Origin of the sequence: Phaeobacter sp. NW0010-22, from assembly GCF_040365955.1 — a bacterium.
GTDB lineage: Bacteria > Pseudomonadota > Alphaproteobacteria > Rhodobacterales > Rhodobacteraceae > OMPR01.
Map to the genome: position 1 here is coordinate 74,257 of NZ_BAABWT010000005.1, position 21,100 is coordinate 95,356.

Here is a 21,100-nt window from a genome sequence, read left to right on the forward strand (position 1 = left end):
CCCCATGTATCAAATCAGTGACAGGCGATTAAGCTTCTGCAGGAGCTTCTTCGGCCAGAACTTCTTCGACAGGCGCGTCTTCCATTGCACCCAGATCGACGCCAGCAGCGCCCAGCTGAGCGGACATGCCGTCCAGAGCTGCGCGCGCAGCCAAGTCACAGTACAGAGCGATTGCGCGTGCCGCATCGTCGTTGCCTGGGATGATGAAATCAACACCGTCGGGCGAGCAGTTGGTATCAACCACAGCTACAACTGGAATTCCCAGTTTGTTTGCTTCGGCGATGGCCAATGCTTCTTTTTTCACGTCGATGACGAACAGCAGGTCAGGAACACCGCCCATGTCGCGAATACCGCCCAGGGAAGCTTCGAGTTTAGTCTGGTCACGTTCCATGCCCAAACGTTCTTTTTTGGTCAGACCTTCGGCGCCGCCTTCCATGGCTTCGTCGATTTGCTTCAGGCGGTTGATCGACTGGGAAACAGTTTTCCAGTTGGTCATGGTGCCGCCGAGCCAACGGTGGTTCATGTAGTATTGAGCCGACTTTTCAGCTGCTTCTGCAACTGGCTGTGCCGCCTGGCGCTTAGTGCCAACGAACAGAACGCGGCCACCTTTGGCAACAGTTTCGCGGATGACAGTCAGAGCCTGGTCCAGCATAGGAACAGTCTGTGTCAGATCCATGATGTGGATGCCGTTACGCGCACCATAGATGTATGGTGCCATGCGTGGGTTCCAGCGCTGTGTCTGGTGACCAAAGTGAACGCCAGCTTCGAGCAGCTGACGCAATGTGAACTCGGGAAGAGCCATGCTCAATATCCTTTTTCCGGTTTGCGCCTCGGCGGGGGTTCAGAGCGGATGCTCCAACCGGCGGTCACGTCAAGGATGTCTCCCCTGAACAGACCCAAACCCCGCCTGCGGGTTTGAATGGCGCGCGTATACGACAGGTCGGAAACGGGTACAAGTGATATTCACTCGTTGCCGGTTTCTTTCCTATCTACGCGCGCCAATGTGTGGGCGTGACGGACCGCTTCTTCGCAATGAGCGGCAAGTGCTTTTCGATTGTCAAAATCGGAAACCTTGGCGGGGCTGTGATAAATGAGCTCTACCCACCCCTGCCGTTGCGCCGCAAGAGTTTTAAGAAGATGGGGTGCGAACTCCATATCGCCCCACCACCCGTAGAACCGATCCGGTTCTCCTTGAGGCGCATGAAACACCGCAGAAACCGGCTGAACGTACATGATTTCACGGAGTTGTTCTGAAAAGAACGCAGCAAACAGGGTTGTTTTAAAGGGGAGAACTCTCAACCCGTCTGTCGACGTTCCTTCGGGAAAAAACAACAACTTGTGCCCTGCTTTCAGGCGACTTTTGAAAACTTCTGTCTGTTCCCGCGCTTTCTTTGGGTTACGCTCGATGAACACAGTACCAGTAGCGCGCGCCAACCACCCAATTCCGGGCCAGTTTGCGACTTCGGATTTGGACACAAAGTAGATCCTCTTGCGGGCATTGAGCGCAAAGATATCCAGCCACGACGTATGATTTGCGACCACGGCTCCGCGTTGTATCATCAATTCACCGGTGGTCTTGAAACCAATTCCAAGAATTCGAAACGCATTCCGGCATACAAATTGAGTAATGAACGGTGTGACGGGGCGGTGAACTCCGCAGATTGGGCGTTCAACTAGTCGAATCAACAGCAAGAGTATCAACCCGCCAAAGACCAGCCCCCCTAGCGGCACACCGCGCAGGATGACCAAAACCCATCCCAACGGTCCGATAACGATTGGTTCTGCGGCTTCTTCGCTATCCCAAAGGGGTGCCATTCTTAGGTCCCACCATAGATACGGCGTTGGCGGGCATTCATTCGGTTTGTGTCCAAAACCAAACAGACATCTGTGGTGTTAAAGGCATGATCCAAAAACGCACCATCACCGACAAATCCCCCTAAACGTAGATACGCCTTGATCAACGCCGGAACCTGTCGCATTGCCTCGCGGCGATCCAAGTCCATGACTGCAAGCCTGTTCATGTCCACATAATGGTCTGGCTGAGTGCGGACGCGCAGCTCTTCGGGTGCGAGATGGTTGTGGTGCAACATTGAAAGCGGTTGTGCCAAATCGTTAAGGTCAGTCCCATGAAAGCTGGCGACCCCAAACAAAATTTCGATCTCGTGTTGGGCGACATATTGGGCCAGACCAGTCCACAAATGAAACATCGCCGTGCCACCGCGATAATCTGGGTGCAAACAGGAACGTCCCAATTCCAAAAGTTTACGGCCACTGTTTCTAAGCGAAGTCAGATCATATTCGTCTTCGGAATAGAACTGCCCCATCGCCTGTGCTTGCTCGCCTCGCAACAGTCGATACACACCAATTACCTCACCTGTGTTGATGTCCGTCGCAAGCATGTGGTCAAAGAAAGGGTCAAAGCGATCTTGTTCTAATCTTTGATTATGGTCGACCATCTCTCCGCCGCCGCCGAGTTCCTTAATAAAAACATCATAGCGCAAGCGCTGCGCTGCGCGCAGCTCCTCATTGGTTTGGGCGATTTTGATGGTAATATTAGGACCGTCAGTCGCCATAGGATTTCACTACATCAGAGAGGTTGCCTGCTGATACCTCAGTCTTGTCGGAATTGGCAACACATCACCACAACTTCCATATCGGCGTTAACCTTTCATCAACCAGTTTCACGGATCAAAGACAGGTAACAAGGCGATGCGCGCGCCATCAATCACGACCTTTCCTTGATCGCGGAAATTCACGGTGATTTTGCCACCGATGTTGGATTGGACTTGGCCAATCCCCCATTCATCGAAATCGGGATGGCGCACGAACATGCCAGGTGCAAGGATGGCATTAAGGTCTGTCATATTCGGCTCCTCGCCGATGGGGATGGACACACGAGTAGGAGGTAACGCATGGGTGAAAGCAACGTCAACCTGGCGGCATTAATTGGTTCTCGGATCTGTCATGATCTTATCAGCCCCATTGGGGCAATAAACAACGGGTTGGAGCTGCTGGGAATGGGTGGAAACACCCAAGGCCCTGAAATGGATCTTATTTCAGATAGTGTTGGCAACGCTGGAGCGCGAATCCGATTTTTCCGTATCGCTTATGGTGCAGCCAGCGAACAACCTGTGGGACGCGCCGAAGTTGTAGGCGTTTTGCAAGATTTGAGCACCGGCAGTCGTTTGGTTACACAATGGGCATCACAAGGTTCCCACCCAAGATCCGAGGTGCGATTGGCTTTTTTGGCTTTGCAATGCTGTGAAACAGCCATGCCCTTTGGCGGGACAGTGCATCTCATGTGTGATGCTGGAAAGTGGATGATCATGGGGACGGCGGATAAGCTAAAAATCGATAATGCCCTGTGGTCTAACCTAACCTCGTCAGAGAATGCTCAAAACGTGACCCCTGCACAGGTACAGTTTGCGCTGCTGCCACTCTATGCAGCTGAACTTGGCCGGGTAGTCTCAACCGATATCACTGATACAAGCGTGACAATTCGGTTTTAAAAGCAGCACCCGGCCTGTGATCAGGTGCTGCCCATAAGCTTTTTAACGGCGAACTGTCCCGTTTCCACGCACCAGATATTTAAAGCTGGTGAGTTGTGCCGCCCCAACGGGTCCGCGTGCATGCATTTTGCCTGTTGCAATGCCGATTTCTGCACCCATCCCGAATTCACCGCCATCTGCAAACTGGGTTGAAGCGTTGTGCATCAAAATCGCACTATCGAGACGTTCAAAGAACCGAGCTGCGGTTGAGTTGTCTTCGGTCAAAATGCAATCCGTATGGTTTGAACCATAAGCGCGGATGTGATTGATCGCGTCGTCAACGTCTGCAACAGGTTTGGCCGCAATGATCATATCAAGGAATTCTTGCCCCCAATCCGCATCACTTGCTGGTGTCGTTCCGTCCAACGCCAACGCGCCTTGGGTGTGAACATCCACGCCTGCGGCAACCAGTGCTGCCACGACATCGTGCCCAATAGTGTCAACGATATCTTGGTGTACAAGCAAACATTCGGCCGCTCCACAGATCCCAGTGCGCCGCGTTTTGGCGTTCAACACCACGTCCATCGTTTTTTGCAAATCCGCAGCTTTGTCGATGTAAATGTGCACGATACCTTCGAGATGGGCAAAAACCGGCACGCGGGCTTCGCGTTGAACCAACCCGACCAGCCCTTTACCGCCACGCGGTACAATCACGTCAACGGTATCGGTCATCGTCAACAACTCTTGAACAGCGGCGCGATCCCGTGTTGGCACCAATTGAATGGCTCCTTCAGGCAGGCCAGCAGTCTTGAGCCCTTCGACCAAACACGCATGGATTGCACCTGAAGAATGGAAACTTTCAGATCCACCTCGCAGTATGACAGCATTCCCTGATTTCAGACACAGGGCCCCGGCATCAGCAGTTACATTGGGGCGGCTTTCGTAGATCACACCAATTACACCCAATGGCGTGCGAACACGCTGGATGTTCAACCCTGATGGCATATCCCATTCAGCCAGAATCTCACCCACAGGGTCAGCTTGTTCGGCGACGGTGCGCAAACCATCAACCATCCCCAGAATGCGGGCTTCGTCGAGCATCAGGCGGTCCATCATTGCCGGGCTCAACCCTTTGTTACGCCCAAAATCAAGATCTTTGGCGTTGGCGGTAATGATATCTGCACGGTTGCGCCACACGGCATCAGCCGCTCCAATCAGGGCCGCGTTTTTGCGTTCAGCGGAGGCAAAGGCCAAATCTTTTGAGGCTTCTTTGGCCCGCGTTCCAATGTCGGCCATCAGGGCGGGAATGTTATCGAGATCTTTCATATTGTGCGCCTTAGGTCTGAGTTGGGGCAACTGAACGTTATGCCGCTAGAAAGAAAAGAGAAAGCATTTGAGAGGATCGGTTTACAGCGCCATGTCGTCGCGATGGATCAAAGCTGCGCGTCCCGGATACCCAAGCGTTGGTTCGATGTCCGCAGATTTGCGCCCCTTAATGGCTCGGGCTTCCTGTACGGTGTAGCGCGTCAAGCCCTGCCCCAGAATACGCTGATCCGGTCCAACAATCGCAACCGGATCCCCGCGACCGAATTTTCCGGTCACCTTGGCAACGCCCGCAGGCAAAAGACTTTTCCCATTCCCAAGGGCCTGAGCAGCGCCCGCGTCCACGTGTAGCTCACCGCGAGGCTTCATGGCAGCAATCCATCGTTTGCGGGCCGCTTGCGGATCTTCGGTGGCGCCAAACCAGGTAGAATTAGCACCGTCTTCGAGTGTTTTCAGTGGGTTGAGAGGCGAACCTTCGGTGATCGCCATATCACACCCCGCCACCGTTGCCATCTTGGCCGCAAGCAGTTTTGTTTTCATTCCACCTTTTGACAAACCAGATCCCGCATCACCGGCCATGGCTTCGATTTCAGGCGTGATCTCGCGAATTTCGTCATACCGGGTTGCGGTTGGATCTTCGACGGGATTGCCCGTGTAAAAACCGTCAACATCGGACAAAAGGATCAATTGATCCGCCCCAACGGTGACCGCAACCTGTGCAGCCAGCCGATCATTGTCGCCATACCGGATCTCATCCGTGGCGATAGTGTCATTCTCATTCACGATGGGAACCACACCTAAGCCTAGCAAGGTTTCCATGGTGGCCCGAGAATTTAAATACCGACGTCGATCTGCGCTGTCTTCGAGCGTGACGAGGATTTGTGCGGTTTTGATACCATGAGGGGCCAGCGCCTCCTCATAAGCGCGCGCCAATCGAATTTGCCCCACTGCCGCGGCCGCTTGGGATTGCTCCAAGGGTAGCTCTACAGCGGGTAATCCAAGAACACCCCGTCCAAGGGCGATAGACCCCGAAGACACCAAAATCACATCCGTGCCCAATGACTTGAGCCAAGTAACATCTTCTGCCAGTGAATGCAGCCAATCCGACCGCAACGCCCCGGTGTTACGGTCAACAAGCAAGGCTGATCCAATTTTGACCACCAAGCGTTTGGCCTGTTTTAGGGATGCCACTTAGGGGCCTCCTCAACGGGTTTGTGGCGCAGGCGATCTTCGTCAATCTCTGACCGTAAGGCACGCAAAACCTCAGGAACGCCCTGATGAGCGACACCGGACATGACCATCACAGGCGCACCGACTGCCTCTTCAAGCTCTGCTTTGGCCTCGGAGAGTTCGTCTTCGTCCAAGGCGTCAATCTTATTGAGCACAGTGATGCGAGACTTGTCCGCTAAATGCCCACCATAGGCTTCGAGTTCGCCAATGATGGTATGGTAATCCTCCGCGACGGTTTCCGACGTGCCATCCACGAGGTGAAGCAACACGGCACACCGTTCGACGTGACCCAAGAACCGATCTCCGATCCCGCGCCCTTCGTGTGCGCCAGCGATCAAGCCCGGAATATCCGCAATCACGAACTCCACACCATCGATGCCAACAACACCCAAATTTGGGTGAAGGGTCGTAAAGGGGTAATCCGCGATTTTTGGACGCGCATTGGACGTTGCCGCCAAAAAGGTCGATTTCCCGGCGTTAGGCAGCCCCAACAACCCCACATCCGCAATAAGCTTAAGTCGCAGCCAGAGGGTCCGTTCAACCGCTTCTTGACCAGGGTTTGAACGCCGCGGCGCTTGGTTGGTCGACGATTTGAAGTGGAGGTTGCCAAACCCGCCGTTCCCGCCACGTGCCAACAAAAAGCGTTGACCAACTTCGGTCAAATCCGCGATGATCGTTTCTTGGTCTTCATCCAGAATTTCAGTGCCAACAGGGACGCGCAAAATGATGTCATCACCATCTTTACCTGTACGCTGCTGCCCCTTTCCGGGTTGGCCATTGTTGGCAAAAAAATGTTGCTGATATCGGAAATCGATCAGCGTATTCAGCCCATCAACAACTTCGGCCCAAACCGATCCACCAGTACCACCGTCCCCACCGTCAGGGCCGCCATATTCCATAAACTTTTCACGCCGAAAACTGACGCAACCGCCGCCGCCAGCCCCGGATCGAATGTAGACCTTTGCAAGATCGAGAAATTTCATCGCTTAGGCCCCTGAACCAATGGAAAAAGTGGGTTTAAGACGGAGGCAGCAAAGCGTCAACTCTGTTTTTCTCCGTCCTTTTAGGCACTGGCTGCTCAGGCTTTCGTTTGCCCATGCTCTCCAGCACCTGTTTGGAGTATTTCTGTATGTTTTGAAGGACGACGGTCCTCACTCAGATCAGCTTGTGGCTGTACGTCCATGTCGGAACCGTAGCATCGCGCGCAACAGCAAAGCTTTCGGCGTCGCCCAGATATTGGAACCCGCAATGGGTCAGGACTCGCGCCGAGGCGGGGTTGTCCTGAAAGACACTCGCAAACATTGTATCGTTCTTCATCGGGTTGGCTGTAACCAACGCTTCAACCGCCAAGGATGCGATGCCACTGTTCCAAAATATCGGAGCAACCCAATAAGCAACTTCAGATTGGTTGCGATCAAGTTTTTTCAAGGAAATCACGCCCTTCAGCTCGTTGCCGCCATCTTTGGAACCATCGATCGCCCAGACATCTTCGTCACGACTTTCCGTCATGGCCCGCGCTATGAAACCTTCGATCAATCCAGGGGGCAGAGGATGAGGAATAGATGTCGTCATTCGCGCCACCCGTTCATCCGATGCATAGTGCTCAATCAGACCTAAATCCGACCGGCGCAATGGACGCAGATCAAACCGTTCCGTTTCAATCACGGGCTGATTTATTATTGCATCAAGTTTCATGTGTGCGCTCCTCCTCCGAACAACACAAAAAGAACAGAAGCGACGGTTAACCCCGCCAATGTCCACATCAAATATTTCTCCGAAGGCCGACCTTCAACCGCATGCGCGATCCGATCCCCAGCAAATGTCCAGATGGGGTGCAAAACCACCTGACAGCTCAACAGAACGAGAGCAATGACTGCAGTAGCCTGAAAAACAGGCGTTCCAGGTTCAACAAACCCCGTAAATCCCGCAATGATCATCCCCCAAGCTTTGGGGTTTAACGGGTGCACCAAAAGCCCAGCTGCAAATCCAGGCGCTTTTTCGGGCCCTGTACCACTGCTGAGACGCAAGTTCGCGACCTTCCACGCCAGCCAAAAGATGTAGGCTGCCGAAATGTATTTCAACGCTTCAAACAGCCACGGCACCTGATCCGCTATTGTCATCAAGCCAAAACCGACAGGCCAGATTACAAGTTGCTTCCCCAAAGCGACACCAGCCACAAAGGGCAAAGCAGCCCGAAACCCAAAGCGCGCGCCTGTTGCGAGCAAAGCCATATTGGCAGGGCCCGGTGTGCCGACCTGACTGGCGGCGAAAATCAGGAAACTTGTGGCAGCTACGGCCATGATACTCACTTAGGGTAACAATAGGGTGAAACGGGAAAGGGGACCGGCGTTTATCGCCGATCCCCCTGAATTTTTCTTAACCTTCAGGTTACGGCTTATTCTGCAGCTTCCGCCACTGGCAGAACCGAAATAAAGGTGCGGTTTTTGAGACCTTTGTGGAAGGTGACAGCACCTTCGACAGTTGCAAAGATCGTGTGATCTTTACCAAGGCCTACGCCTTCGCCCGGCCAAAATTTGGTACCGCGCTGACGCACGATGATGTTGCCCGGGATAGCCGCTTGGCCACCATAGAGTTTCACACCAAGGCGGCGACCAGCAGAGTCGCGGCCGTTACGGGAGGAACCACCAGCTTTTTTATGTGCCATTCTTTCTCTCCTTAGCCTTGAGCCAGCTCTTTGGCCTGCTCAACCCACTCGGGTTTGATCTTGACCGACTCGATAGCAGCAATTGCGTCATCCGACAATGCCGCCAATTGAGCGAACGAAGTCACGCCAGCATCAGCCAGCTTGGCAGCGGCCGCGGGGCCAACACCGTTCAACTTGGTCAGATCGTCCGAACCAGCAGCGGCAGGTGCTTCTGCTTTGGCAGCAGGGGCAGCCGATGCAACAGCGCCAGAGGCGATGATGTCGGTGATTTTGACCAAAGTCAGCTTCTGACGGTGACCTTTGGTGCGCTTCGAGCTGTGCTTACGACGGCGCTTGACGAAGTGGATAACCTTTTCGCCTTTGATCTGGTCGATTACTTCGGCCTTAACCGCTGCACCGTCTACCAGAGGAGCTCCAACAACTGGGGCGTCGCCGCCCAGCATCAGAACTTCGTCGAATTGTACTGTTTCGCCAGCATCTGCAGCCAATTTTTCAATGCGGAGGATATCACCCGCCTGAACTTTGTACTGCTTGCCGCCAGTCTTGAGGACCGCAAACATGCGTCTTTTCCTTTTCTACCGCGTTCTTCGGTCCCCTTGTGGGCGTTCCCGATCTTGAAACCCAAGATCACCTACGAACAGCGCGCCCGATGTGCGGGCGTATTTTCAAGCCTTGCACAAAGCGAAGGCCAAACGATAACGAAACCCGGCGCGGGAATCCGTGCCGGGATGCGCGCTTATTGAGGATTTAGGATAGCAAGTCAATCGCTTTATCGCACAGTACTGACCTGATCAAAGATCTTGGGCGACCATTGAGCGTCCAATCACAAGACCCAGCTCAAATGAAATTTCATTATACATCTGTTCAAATCCCACGAACAGTGCCGAATTCAAAGCCCGCCCAGCATCCGTTTTTGAAAACGCAAGGTTTTCCTGCATTTCACGATCGTTTAGCGGTTGGTAGGCGAGCAACAAGAACCCAAACAACCAATCGCGGGTCTCTTGCCGCGTCACATCCTTTTGGGCCCAAAGATCAGAGAGCACGGCCTGATCGTCTTGCCGCACCCCCTGCCCCTGACTGATGCCTCGAAAAAACTCGTAGTCTGCGCGAATGGCAGAGTCGACATTCTGCCCGATCAGATCGTTTGTGGCGATATACTCTTCGATCAAACCATACAGTGGTTTTGATCTATCCATCTTCTGGTACTGGGTTTTGGCGATGTCTTCGACTGTTGGGTCGGAATACGCTCGACGCGCGGAATTCTCGAGCGAGATAATCGTTTGCCCCAACGGGGTCTCAAAAAACAGGACAGATTCTTCAATATCTTTTTGCGTCATGCTGTCTGCAAGAGCGTGACGTAGAACGCTTTCCATTCTGTCTGAGGAATAGATTTCATCTACTTTCTGATCAACGAACGCACCACCTGTCCCATCAAGCAGCTCATCGTTCAATGTCTTGCCGTATTGGATCCCCTCGTCCCTGAGAATAGAAACGACGTCTTTCAAACGCAGAGCGCGGGATAAGTCGTCGACGTTGTTCTGGGCCAGGGCAGACGTGGCAATACAAAGAACCACCCAAAAGCAATAAAAGAAACGCATACCTAAATGTCCTGCCCTGTTTCCAAGTTTTTCATTTTTTGCGCCAGGGCTTCGAACCGGTTGGCCATGATCTCATACTGAACGGCATTCAAGAGTTCGTAAACTTCCTGCATCAGCGGATGTTCCAACTCCTCCGCATAGGTCTGAATGTCCTCATCAGGAAAGACCTGATATGTATACGCTGCCCCAGCCAAAGCGGACATGCGCAAGGCCGTTCGCGTCGCGGATTCGTTTTGTTTAATGGCTTGGCGTAAATCGTCACCGTCAAGATCGAGCTCAATAACGCCTGCAGAATGCGCTGCCAGTAGAAATCTGATCTGAATTTCCTGCAAAGCTCTGAGCGCGGAATCGCTTGAATCGATGGCTCGGTTCATTCGATTCAAAATCTCAACCCTGGGCGCTCCATTTTTGACTAAGTCGGCAACGATTGCCCTGCCTTGCTCTTGTTTATATGTGTCATCTTCAATTTTATGCGACGCATTTTCGACCTCGACCAATCGCTGCCCCAGCTCGCTGGAGTAAAAGGTTATAGCATGTTCTAATGCAGTTTCAGTCAGGGTTTGTTCCAAGATCTCAACGGCGAGTCGGTGCATGATTTGAACATCAAACACCTGCTTCGCTGCACGGGCCCAATCCGTCCCAAAATCATCTGGCACCATTCCCAACATCTGTGGGGCGGATGTCGAGGCAAACGCAATGCCATCCAAGGCCACATCAAATCCAGTTGTTTCTAAAAAAGCTTCGATCCGTTCGCGGCTCGTCGCCTCGGCTGTTGTCGACAACTGTAGGCTAAAGCCCACAATCAGCAAAAGACGAAAGAAACCGGAAAAAGAAAATGCATGTTTCATGATCCCAGCCTAAGTGATTTGCGACTATGGGCAACGGAAAACCAGACATTGTCGAAAAACTACAAAAATTCCGCTTGCGCCCCCGGACATAGACAACTAAATCCCCTCCTCACAGACCCCCGCGGAGAGGTGCCGGAGTGGTCGAACGGGGCGGTCTCGAAAACCGTTGTGGGTGCAAGCCTACCCAGGGTTCGAATCCCTGTCTCTCCGCCATCATCCCTTAGGGTCGGCTTTTCTTATTTTTTAGAAAGATAAGTGAATAGATACATACGCTCACCACTCACTTTGATGAGAGGTGAAGTTTCATCGTATGTGATTAATCCACCAGCACCGTCTTCGCGGGAGCCAACCACAGATGACATGTTCGCGGGACATGTCGGGTGGGTTCAGCCAGTCGCTGCAAGTGTTCGTGCCTTTACTCAGTTCGATGAAATCAATCATTCTAGGTTAAACTGTTTAGCGGACACTGCGATCTGCGCAATGGTTGACGTTGTGAAGAAGCAATCATTGCGCAAATAGGCAGAACACCCTCACCGGACTTAGGCCCACGATGTCAGGCGGAAAATGAAACGAGGCCCTTAGTAGGAGCAGGTAATAGGGAGAAGTTTGCTCCTTGCCCGTCTGTTAAAGGGTTTATCCTACACAACCGTTACATCGTCCTGCAGTTGGGCAAGGGTGGCATTCTCCACCAGCAAAAGATCCTGTGCGTCAAAATCAAACTGGACGTTGGCACCGATCTGGGTCGCATAGCTAAAAGCGCTATTGCCTGAGGCGATCAAGGCCCGATCCAACTCGATGATATCCACATCGTCCTGATAGTCTTTGATAACATCTGTTTCGCTACCTCGGTTGAAGACAAATAAATCTGCACCTGACCCACCCCTGAGCTCATCAGTTCCGGCATCACCGACTACTGTGTCATTGCCGTCGTCACCTCGCAATCGGTCATCACCACCGCCACCAAACAAGATATTGTCTTCGGCATCACCGTAAACGTAGTCATTGTAATCGGTTCCGATGACATTCTCGATGGATGTGAAAGTGTCATTTGCCGCATCACCGAAGGTCCCGCGTGACCTGAGATCAAGGTTCACCCGGCCCGCCGCACCCGCGTAACTCGCGACATCGACACCTGACCCTCCATTCAAATCATCCGCCCCGGTGCCGCCAATCAACGTGTCATGGCCATTGTGCCCCCGCAAGCGATCATCGCCGTCGCTGCCATTCAGCATGTTCTGACCATTATCGCCATAGACATAGTCATCAAACTTCGATGCCATAACATTTTCGATCGCGTGGAAGGTGTCGTTCAACGCATCACCAGAAGTCCCTCGCGACCGCAAATCAAGGTTAACGTGAGATTGAGCTGTCTCATAACTGGCGGTGTCGATACCCCCACCCCCATGCAGATCATCAGCGCCGGCACCACCGATGAGCGTGTCGTTGCCGTTGTGCCCGCGCAACCGGTCAAAACCATCGCCGCCATCTATCACGTTGTCTTTATCGTCCCCGTAAACATAGTCATCAAACTGCGAAGTGATCACATTCTCGATTGACAGAAATGTATCCCCTAAAGCGTCTCCTGACGTACCCTGCAAACGTAGATCAAGATTGACGCGCTGAGCGGCTCCCGAATAGCTGGCCGTGTCTATGCCTGCTCCTCCCAAAAGGGCATCCGCCCCAGAGCGGCCCCTGAGCGTATCATTGCCAGCATCGCCATAAAGAGAGTCGTTGTCGAACCCGCCATGCAGGTCGTCATCCCCGTCATTGCCGCGCAAAATGTCATTGCCTTCATCACCGCGGATGCGATCGTTGCCCTTGCCCCCATAAATCGCATTATTGGCAACATCCCCATAAATGTAATCGTCGTAATCGGTTCCGGTGACATTTTCGATGGACGTGAAAGTGTCATTTGCCGCATCCCCAAAAGTCCCCCGAGACCTGAGGTCTAGGTTCACCCGGTCCGACGCGTCCGCGTAGCTTGCAAAATCGATGCCGGAGCCGCCATTCAAATCATCCGCTCCGGTGCCGCCAACCAACGTGTCATGACCATTGTGCCCCCGCAATTGATCATCCCCTTCCCCACCGATCAGCAGGTTCTGACCATTATCGCCATAAATGTAATCGTTGAAATTCGTCCCTACGATATTCTCAATTGAGCTAAACGTGTCACCGACAGCGGCGCCCCCGAAAGTGCCAGATCTCAGGTCAAGGCTGAGGGAACGTGTGGCCGACGCGTAGCTGGCCGAATCTGATCCCGCGCCGCCTATTAATTCGTCCGCACCGGTACCGCCATCCAGAGTGTCATTACCACCGTCGCCGCGTAGCGTGTCATTTCCTGCACTCCCCAAGATGAGGTCAGCTGCGCCACCCCCAAAGAGAGCATCTTTGCCAGAGTTGCCGCGAATAACATCCTTGAAAGCCGATCCAATGATGGTGGAGTTTGAAGTCCCGGCTATCATTTCGACCAGATCGCTCGTCATATTCCAGCCGACAAAGCTGACATAGCTAGGAAGAACAAAAGTGCTCAACGATTCCAGGTGAATCTGCAAACATTCAGCAACTGCATCATTGCTGTCCCCGTCGATGAGCCCGCTTGAGCCAAAGTTTTGAATCTGGACCGCTGTTGCGATAACTGTTCGGCTGCCTTCTGAAAGTGATCCGAATTCGATTTCTTCGACACCGCTGATGATATGTGACCGCAAATCGTGCACGACATTGCCGCTGCCACCTGCCAGCAAAAGCGTGTCGTACCCGGTCCCGCCATCATAGGTTTCTTGCCCCATGTCCTGCCCGGCGCCAATGACAATTCTGTCCGCCCCGGCCCCACCGACAATGGTATCCTGCCCCTTGCCAGCCCGAAGGGTGTCATTCCCGCCTCCGCCGTTTAGGGAATCGTTCCCCGTATCAGCGACAAGGCTGTCATTTCTTGTTCCCCCTATGAGGTTCATGTCCTCGGGACCATAGGCGATCATTGTCAGATCTTCGACGGCCGCGCTGGCGTCAAAGATTTCTCGTGCAACGTCATTCACCTCGATCGTGAACGTCCGGGAGCCAGACAACAATTCGGCCGTCGCTGTTTCCGTCGCCGTCACCTGAACGTCGATGCTGCTTGCCTGTTCAAAGTCAATGTTGCTGCCTGCCCGAACGGCCAACTCAAACTGACCTGCTGTTGACGTGGTATTGATTGTAAAGCGGGCATCATTGACGCTGAAATCAAAAACATCTGTTTCGGGATCTGTTGCAGTGAATGTACCGATCAAGATTTCAGTATCAATCCAGCCTTCGGTGACCAAAGTACCGGACAATTCGTCAGAGATGACTGGGGCATCGTTTACAGCAGTGATGTTCACGTGCGTGGTACCTGTGGTTGTTTTTGCACCACCGCTGCCTTGTGCACCCTGATTGCCATCATCGAATGTCCATTCCAAATCGATGGCCGAGACGGGCGTGTCCGCTGTGTTGGCATAGGTGATGGCCTGCATCACCTCATCAACAAAAGCAGAGTCGGGAATAGCTCCGTTTGCATCAGTAAATACAATGCGCAACTGCCCACCAATCTGAGCGATATCGGCGATGACCATGCCGCCCACTTCAATGGCTAACCCGTTAAGCATTAATGCGCTTTCAGGAGTGAACTGAAAGCCAAAAAAATCCTGGGGCTCGGAACCCGCGCTGCGTTCCAAAGTCAGCGACGCGCCATCAAAGTTTCCGTCTCCTCCGTTCGCTGCCGACAGTTCCTTGTCAAAAATTTGCACACCCATATCAAGGTGGATGGCCACACCGTTTTCGGTAAAACTAACTGTGTCTCCCAACGTGTCATCACCGCCGAATGGATTGTCTCGATCTCCGCCAGGATCCAAGCGCAGCACTGACATGCGGTCTCCAGTGACCAAGATGCTGCCATCAGCCTGTATCGCAACCTTTCCCAGGCCAAAATTGGGCGTGTGTGCAACGCCGTTGTTGCCATAAGTCGTATCAAGCACGCCACTTCCGTCATAGCGGGTCGCAACAAAATCATGCCTGCCGATGTTGGGGTCGTATTTGAACCCTGTCACGGTGATCGTGTCATCATCGTCAATAAACACCGCCCGCGCGCTGTCACCGATCGTCCCGACCGGGGTGATCACAATGCCATCCCCGCCGCCAAAACTGGTGTCTATACTTCCATCCGAGTTGTGCGCAACCAGTGCGAAATCGCCACCAATTTCGCCGACCATAACAAAGCCGCCGTCGGATCGCAGGGCCATCGAGTGGCCAATGAAATTGATTGCACCGATATCCATCGCCAGCTTGCCGTTACCCCCGGCAAAAGTCAGATCGCGATCAAGAGTTTCGGTCAAACGAATGACGCTCCAACCCGTCGTCAGTTTGACAGCAACAAGTATCTTTCCGTCAGGAAGAAGGGACATATCTCGCATATCAGGATCAGACGAGATAGGCATGTCACTGCTGCTAAGCAGACGATTTATCTGTTGCTGATTACCCTCTGAATCGTATTCGACAAAGCCATAAGGGCCGTCGGCAAGACCGCCGACAACAAAGCTGTCATCATCGAGGACCACAATATTCTTCGGTATATTGTCGCCAGCGGACCCGAATTGTTCAACATATCCGCGTCCGTTGGCAAAATCTCGATCCCGTGATCCGTCTGCATTGATGCGATATATGCGCCAGTAAGAACACGGCTCTGTCGAGCAGTTCCCATATACGGAAGCCACCAGGAACTTTCCGTCTGACTGTGCAACAATGGTGGTTGCTGAATTGCTACCGTAATCAGGCCCGCTAACGTTGGAACCACCAATCAGCCCCCCAACAGGATTTATTAAACGAATTAGGGAATCAGGGTCAACATTAACAGCGTTTGTGAGAATTCCGATAGTTCCGTCCGGTGCAACAGCGATGTCCGCCATCCGTGGGTTACGATAATCATCGTTACCTGTATAGTCCGGCGTCTCACCATCACCGACACGAAAACTGGGGGCTGCATTGGTCATCATTGGTTTCCTTAAAGAAGGATTTCCAGGAAGGTCGGAAAATTCACTGCTTTAAGATAAGTAATACAATTCATAGCGACAAGAGAAACACCGTTGTGTTTCTAGCGACCACATTGTCGTGGGCCTTTTCATGTAAACCTTCATGGCAACATCTACATTGGCTCGGACTGAAGTTCTCGCATATCTTGCAGGGTGTTAACGGCATTTTCGAATTTCGCAAAACAAATTGTTGCGCAAGTTGGGTTAGAGCCTAGCCAAAAATTATGGACGCTAAAATGAACGAACATTGATACCGATTTCCGCACCGTTCTTTCGAGCCGATGATATGCACATTGGTTTTCACTTGATGCATGTCGGGGCTAATTCCTCATTGAAGTACCCATTCATTGTATGGGCTGGGGTATAATCGGCACATAGACACCCTTGAACTGCTTGTGATTACTAGAAACATAAGTCGTGGTCAGGTACTGGGCGTTGCCCACAATATCTGCGTGGCAAAATTTTTGAACTTCCGTTTGTTCCTTTCAAATTTGACAAGAGCCAACAGGCACTTCGTCAAAAATGTAAGTGAATGCTGAGGGTCGACGTATGACAACTCGCGCCGATTTTGCGAAATTATACACGGAATGCCAGTACCGTGACCGAGCCTGCCAGCGAGCCTAGTGACGCCTTTCAGGCATTGGGTTGGGCGATTGACTCTCGTAGAGACAATGAGGCGATTGTTGCGAGAGATGCCTGCCTCAGAGGTATTGAGGTAAGCCGTCTGGGAAAAGATAAATGCAAGCATTAGTCGATTTTTGAAAAATGATTTTTAATAGGCAAAGACAACCGTTCTTCTCCGATGTAACTGGAAAAACGGATGTGCTTTTCCATTTTGGATGTCCCGACAGTGAGGAAATGGTATTTTAAGTTGTTGATTTAGATTTTAATCGACTGCTTCGTCGCTTTCTTTCCGGCCAAAACTCGTCAACAACCACGTAAGCCACGATCACAAAAATCGAGGCACTGGCAACCTGCAGAACACGCGTGATACTTTTGACGTCTGCATCGTCTGAGAAGGGTGCAATTGAGCCGCCATAAACAACCAAAGCAGTCGTAATTGCCGAACCCGCAGCGGATGCGAATAAGTTTTGAGATTTACCAAGCGCTCCCAATGACAAGCAAAAGAAAAAGCAAAGGAGGATTGGCGTCATGATGACCGGTGCAATGACATTGATCTCGTAACAGACTATCGAAACTGCTGCACCTAATAGGTTTGCTGTCAACATCGCCTTGGCAACAGCTTTCCCTGCTGCAGGCAAGGCGGCAAGCTGCTGGCTCAACAAGGCCACAAAAAACAATACCAGCAAGGCTGACGCACCGGACAAAAAGAACACCAACGCAAACGGAACCGTGACCAGCGACATCCTGACAATACGCCGATATGGGTCAAAGTCCTGCGCTGCGGCAGCCGCTTTTTTCTGAGCATTGGTAGGTGGTGCAGCAGGAATGAGTACAAACATTAAGGTGGAAGCAAACCCGGCTAGAAACAGATTTGCCGGAATCCAGAGCACCAGGACAAATGCAAGATCCGATGATTGTAAGACAAGATTGGGGATCATCAGCGCGCCCATCAAGGCGATGACACCCGGTAAAACTCCGGCCCCTGACACAGACCAAACAAACGATAAAATGATCGCACTTGCCACCAGAATGAGAAACACAGCCGGATAAGGCGCGGTGATAGACGCCAATACAAACGAAACGAACATCAATCCGATCGAGAATACGAACAGTTTTCCGAATGCGGCCAATGGCAATGCGTTGGGTGCTTGCAGAAACAACGCTGCAAATACCGCCCCGATGACAGAAAGCGGCCACCCCAACAGCAAGCCAAGGGAAAAAAGGCCCGTAACGCCGATTGCGAGCCTCAGAACTGATCGGCGATCTTCAATACGCATAAGACAGAATTGAAACCACGCGGATGTAGGCGCGTCCAACCAAGTTCAACAAAGAGTTGTCGCTGAGATACATGATCACATCAGCCTGGCCGTTCAATTGAAACCTCAGATCATCGTCAGCGTTTCCGGCCTCGTATCCTGGCAACACAATACGCACTGGGAACCGCTCTGGTTCGCGCAAGAACCCTTTGGTGCTCGGCGGGCTGGCCAATTGGCCCGGCACGTCTCCACCGCTCATTGATACGGCAGAACTAAAACTTTCGATGACACCTGGTATGATCTGGCCCGGGTGCATATCCAAAACCACATCAACAGGCGACCCCACTCCGGCACGACCAAGGTTGTTTTCGGTGAAATATGCTTCGATCCAAATGTCCGTTGCATCAAGGAATGTCAGCAGATCCTGACCTGACCGTGCATAGGTGCCCGGCGCAATGAGCAGGTTAGACACGACCCCTGTCGCCGGGGCACGCAATTCCGTCCACTCAAGGTTCAGTTCCGCATCGGCCAATGCGGCAAGAGCACGCTGAATCTTTGGATTGTCCTGCCCTTTTGACCCTAGTCTTTGTTTTGCTTTTTCCAGATCAGCCTTGGCATTTTCCAGATTAGCCTCGGATTCAGCCAGTTGACCACGCGCGTCATCTGCGCGTGTGAGGGCGATCAACCCTTTCTTCTCAAGCGCGAACACACGTTCCGTTTGAATGCGCATGGTATCGAGATCACTCTGCGCTCGGGCCAACTTGGCCTGCGCGCCGCTGACTTCGGCCGAAGATGCCCCAACGTCCTGCGTTGCGGCCTCGAGGTCAGCTTCGGCCTTGGATTTTTCAATCTCGTATGGACGCCGATCAATACGCAGCAACACATCGCCTGCGTTAACAATCTGTCCGTTTTCCACCAGAACCTCGGTCACAGTGCCCGTCACCTGTGGTACTATCTGGGTCGCAATAGCCTTAACTCTGGCATTGCCGGTAAAGGGAGTTTTGCGGTCCGCAACCAGATACCAGACAAGGAAAAACAGAATGACCGCAAGTGTCGTCCAAATCGTCTTCCTCATTCTGCCGCTCCCTCGGCAGGGGTTTCGGCCTCTGGCGACTCATCGATCCAGACTTTGAACAACTCATAGAAGACCGCGAACAAGACTGGCCCCATGAATATCCCGATCAGACCATAGGCCATCATTCCGCCAAGAACGCCAATCAGAATGACAAGCATCGGTGTTTCCAGCCCTTTTGAGATGAACACCGGACGCAGGAAACTGTCCATGATCATCGTAGGGACAGCAAGCACTGTAAACGCAAGCGCCGCGCCTCCAGACATCGAACTCCATGCGTAGATGATCACTGGTATCAGAACCAAACCGGGTCCAATCTGTACGATTGACAGGATGAGGCTCACAAACGCCAACGTCGCCGCAGATGAGATCCCGAACACAGCAAGCAATGCCCAAACGACAAAGGCTTGAATTGCGGCGACCCCGATCACGCCTTTGGTCACATTCCGGATAGTCGCACCGGCCAATGTAACAAACTCACTGCCACGCGGCGCAAACACGCGATCTGCAAACCGCTGCAGCCCCTGAACCACTTGCGGTCCGGGAGAAAACAGAGCGCCCATGATGATAACCGACAACGCCAGCCCAAGTAGGCCGATCCCAATTCCTAAGACTTTCCCAAAGAGCGATTTGGTGACTTCCAGAATTTGAGCGCCATATTTTGCAAGCGCACCGCTTAGGTTGCTTTCAAACATTGTCCAGACATCGGACACCTTGCTGCCGACCAACGGAAATTCCTTAAGCCCCTCTGGTGCGGGTGGAACTTTCAACTCTCCGCTTGCGGCCTGTTCAGCAAATTCTGATCCAAGCTCGGCGGCCCCTGAGACCGCAGTTGCAACCGGGCCTAATGTAAGTAAAAGTCCAAGCAAGACTAAAATCGTTGTAGCCAGCGATTTGCGCCCGCCCAGTTTTCCTTGAAGCCAATCGAATGCAGGGTAAAGGGCAACGCACAAAATCGCCGCCCAAATGACCACGCTGGCAAGCGGCGCGACCATTGCAAGCGCGCTATAGAGAAATAATCCAAGGAACAGCAGGCGTATTGCGAGATCGATGATCTTAGCGTCTTGGGTCTTTTCCATTCCGTCCCTCCAGAACATTGTTTTCTAAATGTTACACTCAAAAACCTTGATATGTATATGCTTTTGATTTTTTGCATTTTTACATCAGGTCTAGGGCGAAATCGAATAGCATAAAATCATCGTTTTTGGGACGATGAAACCATCGACGGACGTTAGAAAACAGCAAGGTAAAACTGACGTCAGTTCTGTATTTTATTCGTCTTCCTCTTGAGACAGGATCGCGTCTGCAACTGTGGTGGCTGCCGTCACAAAGACACCCAGACCGACAATAATGTAGAACATGGTAAAGATCTTACCAGCCGCCGTTTCGGGGGAAAAATCACCAAACCCCACAGTCGAAATAGTCACGACAGAAAAGTACACAGAATCAAGCCAACTCCAGCCTTCTACATATCGATAAAAGATCGACGCCCAACAAATCATGCCAACAGTAAAGGCCAAGATACCTTTTACCCTTCCGTCGCTCAGCGCGACGCCGACCCCTCGTGTTATTTTAGCTATTGCGTTCATGGCGCCCTCTTTGTTCCATGAATCTATTTGTATCAGGTTTTTTAAAAATATGAAGAATAGGCTGAAATATAAGTGATTTGTTCAAGGAATCGCCTCTTTTCTTCCATTCTAGAATCTTCTCACTGCCAACGCTGGCTTTTCTAATTGAACAATTGGTTCAGGTTTTTTCGTTCGTGAAATCATTGCCACTCAGCCAGGAGTTCGACCTGAGATCAGGCCGAGCAAAAACGGTCCAAGCATCTAGTCACCTTGGATTCCTATCTAGTCACCTTGGATTCCAAAGTGTAATTCAGACGGTCCAAAAGATGCACTATTTGCGTGCCAAGCATCCGATGGCTTTGGGACATCCTACCGGCGAAACAACAGCGCAG

The 21,100-nt window shown here is 52.2% G+C and carries 19 protein-coding genes and 1 tRNA gene; 2 read left to right on the forward strand and 18 right to left on the reverse strand.

Annotated features, from left to right (window positions below):
- Nucleotides 1-28: 28 nt before the first annotated feature.
- The 4 genes from rpsB to ABWV33_RS12185 all read right to left on the reverse strand — a co-directional run bounded on the left by rpsB (nucleotide 29) and on the right by ABWV33_RS12185 (nucleotide 2,864).
- A complete protein-coding gene (gene rpsB, locus ABWV33_RS12170; protein WP_113824248.1) occupies nucleotides 29-802 on the reverse strand; it encodes a 30S ribosomal protein S2 in 774 nt (257 codons plus the stop codon).
- Nucleotides 803-963: 161 nt separating this feature from the next.
- A complete protein-coding gene (gene olsA, locus ABWV33_RS12175; protein WP_353331039.1) occupies nucleotides 964-1,815 on the reverse strand; it encodes a lyso-ornithine lipid O-acyltransferase in 852 nt (283 codons plus the stop codon).
- 2 nt (nucleotides 1,816-1,817) lie between these two features.
- On the reverse strand, nucleotides 1,818-2,573 hold the full coding sequence (olsB, locus tag ABWV33_RS12180; protein WP_353331041.1) for an L-ornithine N(alpha)-acyltransferase: 756 nt from the start codon (nucleotides 2,571-2,573) through the stop codon (nucleotides 1,818-1,820).
- Nucleotides 2,574-2,681: 108 nt separating this feature from the next.
- Nucleotides 2,682-2,864, reverse strand: coding sequence for a DUF3553 domain-containing protein (locus ABWV33_RS12185; protein WP_121999569.1), 183 nt, complete (start codon nucleotides 2,862-2,864; stop codon nucleotides 2,682-2,684).
- A gap of 48 nt (nucleotides 2,865-2,912) precedes the next feature.
- Between ABWV33_RS12185 and ABWV33_RS12190 the strand changes: the two genes are divergently transcribed.
- Entirely contained in the window at nucleotides 2,913-3,509 is a 597-nt protein-coding gene (locus tag ABWV33_RS12190) for a histidine phosphotransferase family protein (protein ID WP_353331043.1), read from the forward strand.
- A gap of 42 nt (nucleotides 3,510-3,551) precedes the next feature.
- Here ABWV33_RS12190 and ABWV33_RS12195 read toward each other — a convergent pair whose 3' ends face one another.
- From ABWV33_RS12195 to ABWV33_RS12235, 9 genes are all read right to left on the reverse strand, one after another.
- Nucleotides 3,552-4,814 (reverse strand): glutamate-5-semialdehyde dehydrogenase, encoded by a 1,263-nt coding sequence (locus ABWV33_RS12195; RefSeq protein WP_353331045.1) that lies wholly within the window; start codon nucleotides 4,812-4,814, stop codon nucleotides 3,552-3,554.
- Nucleotides 4,815-4,895: 81 nt separating this feature from the next.
- Complete coding sequence (gene proB / locus ABWV33_RS12200; protein ID WP_353331047.1) at nucleotides 4,896-6,002, reverse strand: glutamate 5-kinase; 1,107 nt, start codon at nucleotides 6,000-6,002, stop codon at nucleotides 4,896-4,898.
- Nucleotides 5,990-7,024, reverse strand: coding sequence for a GTPase ObgE (gene obgE / locus ABWV33_RS12205; RefSeq protein WP_353331049.1), 1,035 nt, complete (start codon nucleotides 7,022-7,024; stop codon nucleotides 5,990-5,992). The genes proB and obgE overlap by 13 nt, the downstream gene beginning before the upstream one ends.
- A 172-nt stretch (nucleotides 7,025-7,196) precedes the next feature.
- Nucleotides 7,197-7,736 carry a GNAT family N-acetyltransferase gene (locus ABWV33_RS12210; RefSeq protein ID WP_121999564.1) on the reverse strand — a complete coding sequence of 180 codons (540 nt, stop codon included), beginning with the start codon at nucleotides 7,734-7,736 and terminating at the stop codon, nucleotides 7,197-7,199.
- Nucleotides 7,733-8,341, reverse strand: coding sequence for a LysE family translocator (locus tag ABWV33_RS12215; RefSeq protein WP_353331051.1), 609 nt, complete (start codon nucleotides 8,339-8,341; stop codon nucleotides 7,733-7,735). The genes ABWV33_RS12210 and ABWV33_RS12215 overlap by 4 nt, the downstream gene beginning before the upstream one ends.
- Before the next feature lie 95 nt (nucleotides 8,342-8,436).
- Entirely contained in the window at nucleotides 8,437-8,706 is a 270-nt protein-coding gene (rpmA, locus tag ABWV33_RS12220) for a 50S ribosomal protein L27 (RefSeq protein ID WP_113824258.1), read from the reverse strand.
- A gap of 11 nt (nucleotides 8,707-8,717) precedes the next feature.
- Nucleotides 8,718-9,266 (reverse strand): 50S ribosomal protein L21, encoded by a 549-nt coding sequence (rplU, locus tag ABWV33_RS12225; protein ID WP_164617149.1) that lies wholly within the window; start codon nucleotides 9,264-9,266, stop codon nucleotides 8,718-8,720.
- Nucleotides 9,267-9,497: 231 nt separating this feature from the next.
- Nucleotides 9,498-10,304 (reverse strand): DUF2059 domain-containing protein, encoded by an 807-nt coding sequence (locus ABWV33_RS12230; protein ID WP_353331054.1) that lies wholly within the window; start codon nucleotides 10,302-10,304, stop codon nucleotides 9,498-9,500.
- A 2-nt stretch (nucleotides 10,305-10,306) separates the two neighbouring features.
- Nucleotides 10,307-11,152, reverse strand: a complete 846-nt coding sequence (locus tag ABWV33_RS12235) for a DUF2059 domain-containing protein (RefSeq protein WP_353331056.1) — start codon at nucleotides 11,150-11,152, stop codon at nucleotides 10,307-10,309.
- Nucleotides 11,153-11,275: 123 nt separating this feature from the next.
- Here ABWV33_RS12235 and ABWV33_RS12240 point away from each other — a divergent pair.
- Nucleotides 11,276-11,365, forward strand: a tRNA-Ser gene (locus ABWV33_RS12240).
- Between the two features lie 425 nt (nucleotides 11,366-11,790).
- Here the strand turns inward: ABWV33_RS12240 and ABWV33_RS12245 are convergent.
- The 5 genes from ABWV33_RS12245 to ABWV33_RS12265 form a co-directional block, all read right to left on the reverse strand.
- Complete coding sequence (locus ABWV33_RS12245) at nucleotides 11,791-16,149, reverse strand: hypothetical protein (protein ID WP_353331058.1); 4,359 nt, start codon at nucleotides 16,147-16,149, stop codon at nucleotides 11,791-11,793.
- 905 nt (nucleotides 16,150-17,054) lie between these two features.
- On the reverse strand, nucleotides 17,055-17,900 hold the full coding sequence (locus ABWV33_RS12250) for a hypothetical protein (RefSeq protein WP_502930912.1): 846 nt from the start codon (nucleotides 17,898-17,900) through the stop codon (nucleotides 17,055-17,057).
- Between the two features lie 178 nt (nucleotides 17,901-18,078).
- A complete protein-coding gene (locus tag ABWV33_RS12255; RefSeq protein ID WP_353331062.1) occupies nucleotides 18,079-19,143 on the reverse strand; it encodes an HlyD family secretion protein in 1,065 nt (354 codons plus the stop codon).
- On the reverse strand, nucleotides 19,140-20,219 hold the full coding sequence (locus tag ABWV33_RS12260) for an AI-2E family transporter (RefSeq protein WP_113824265.1): 1,080 nt from the start codon (nucleotides 20,217-20,219) through the stop codon (nucleotides 19,140-19,142). The genes ABWV33_RS12255 and ABWV33_RS12260 overlap by 4 nt, the downstream gene beginning before the upstream one ends.
- A 192-nt stretch (nucleotides 20,220-20,411) precedes the next feature.
- The gene (locus ABWV33_RS12265; protein ID WP_113824266.1) at nucleotides 20,412-20,729 is read right to left on the reverse strand and encodes a potassium channel family protein; all 318 of its coding nucleotides are present in this window, start codon (nucleotides 20,727-20,729) and stop codon (nucleotides 20,412-20,414) included.
- Between the last annotated feature and the right edge of the window lie 371 nt (nucleotides 20,730-21,100).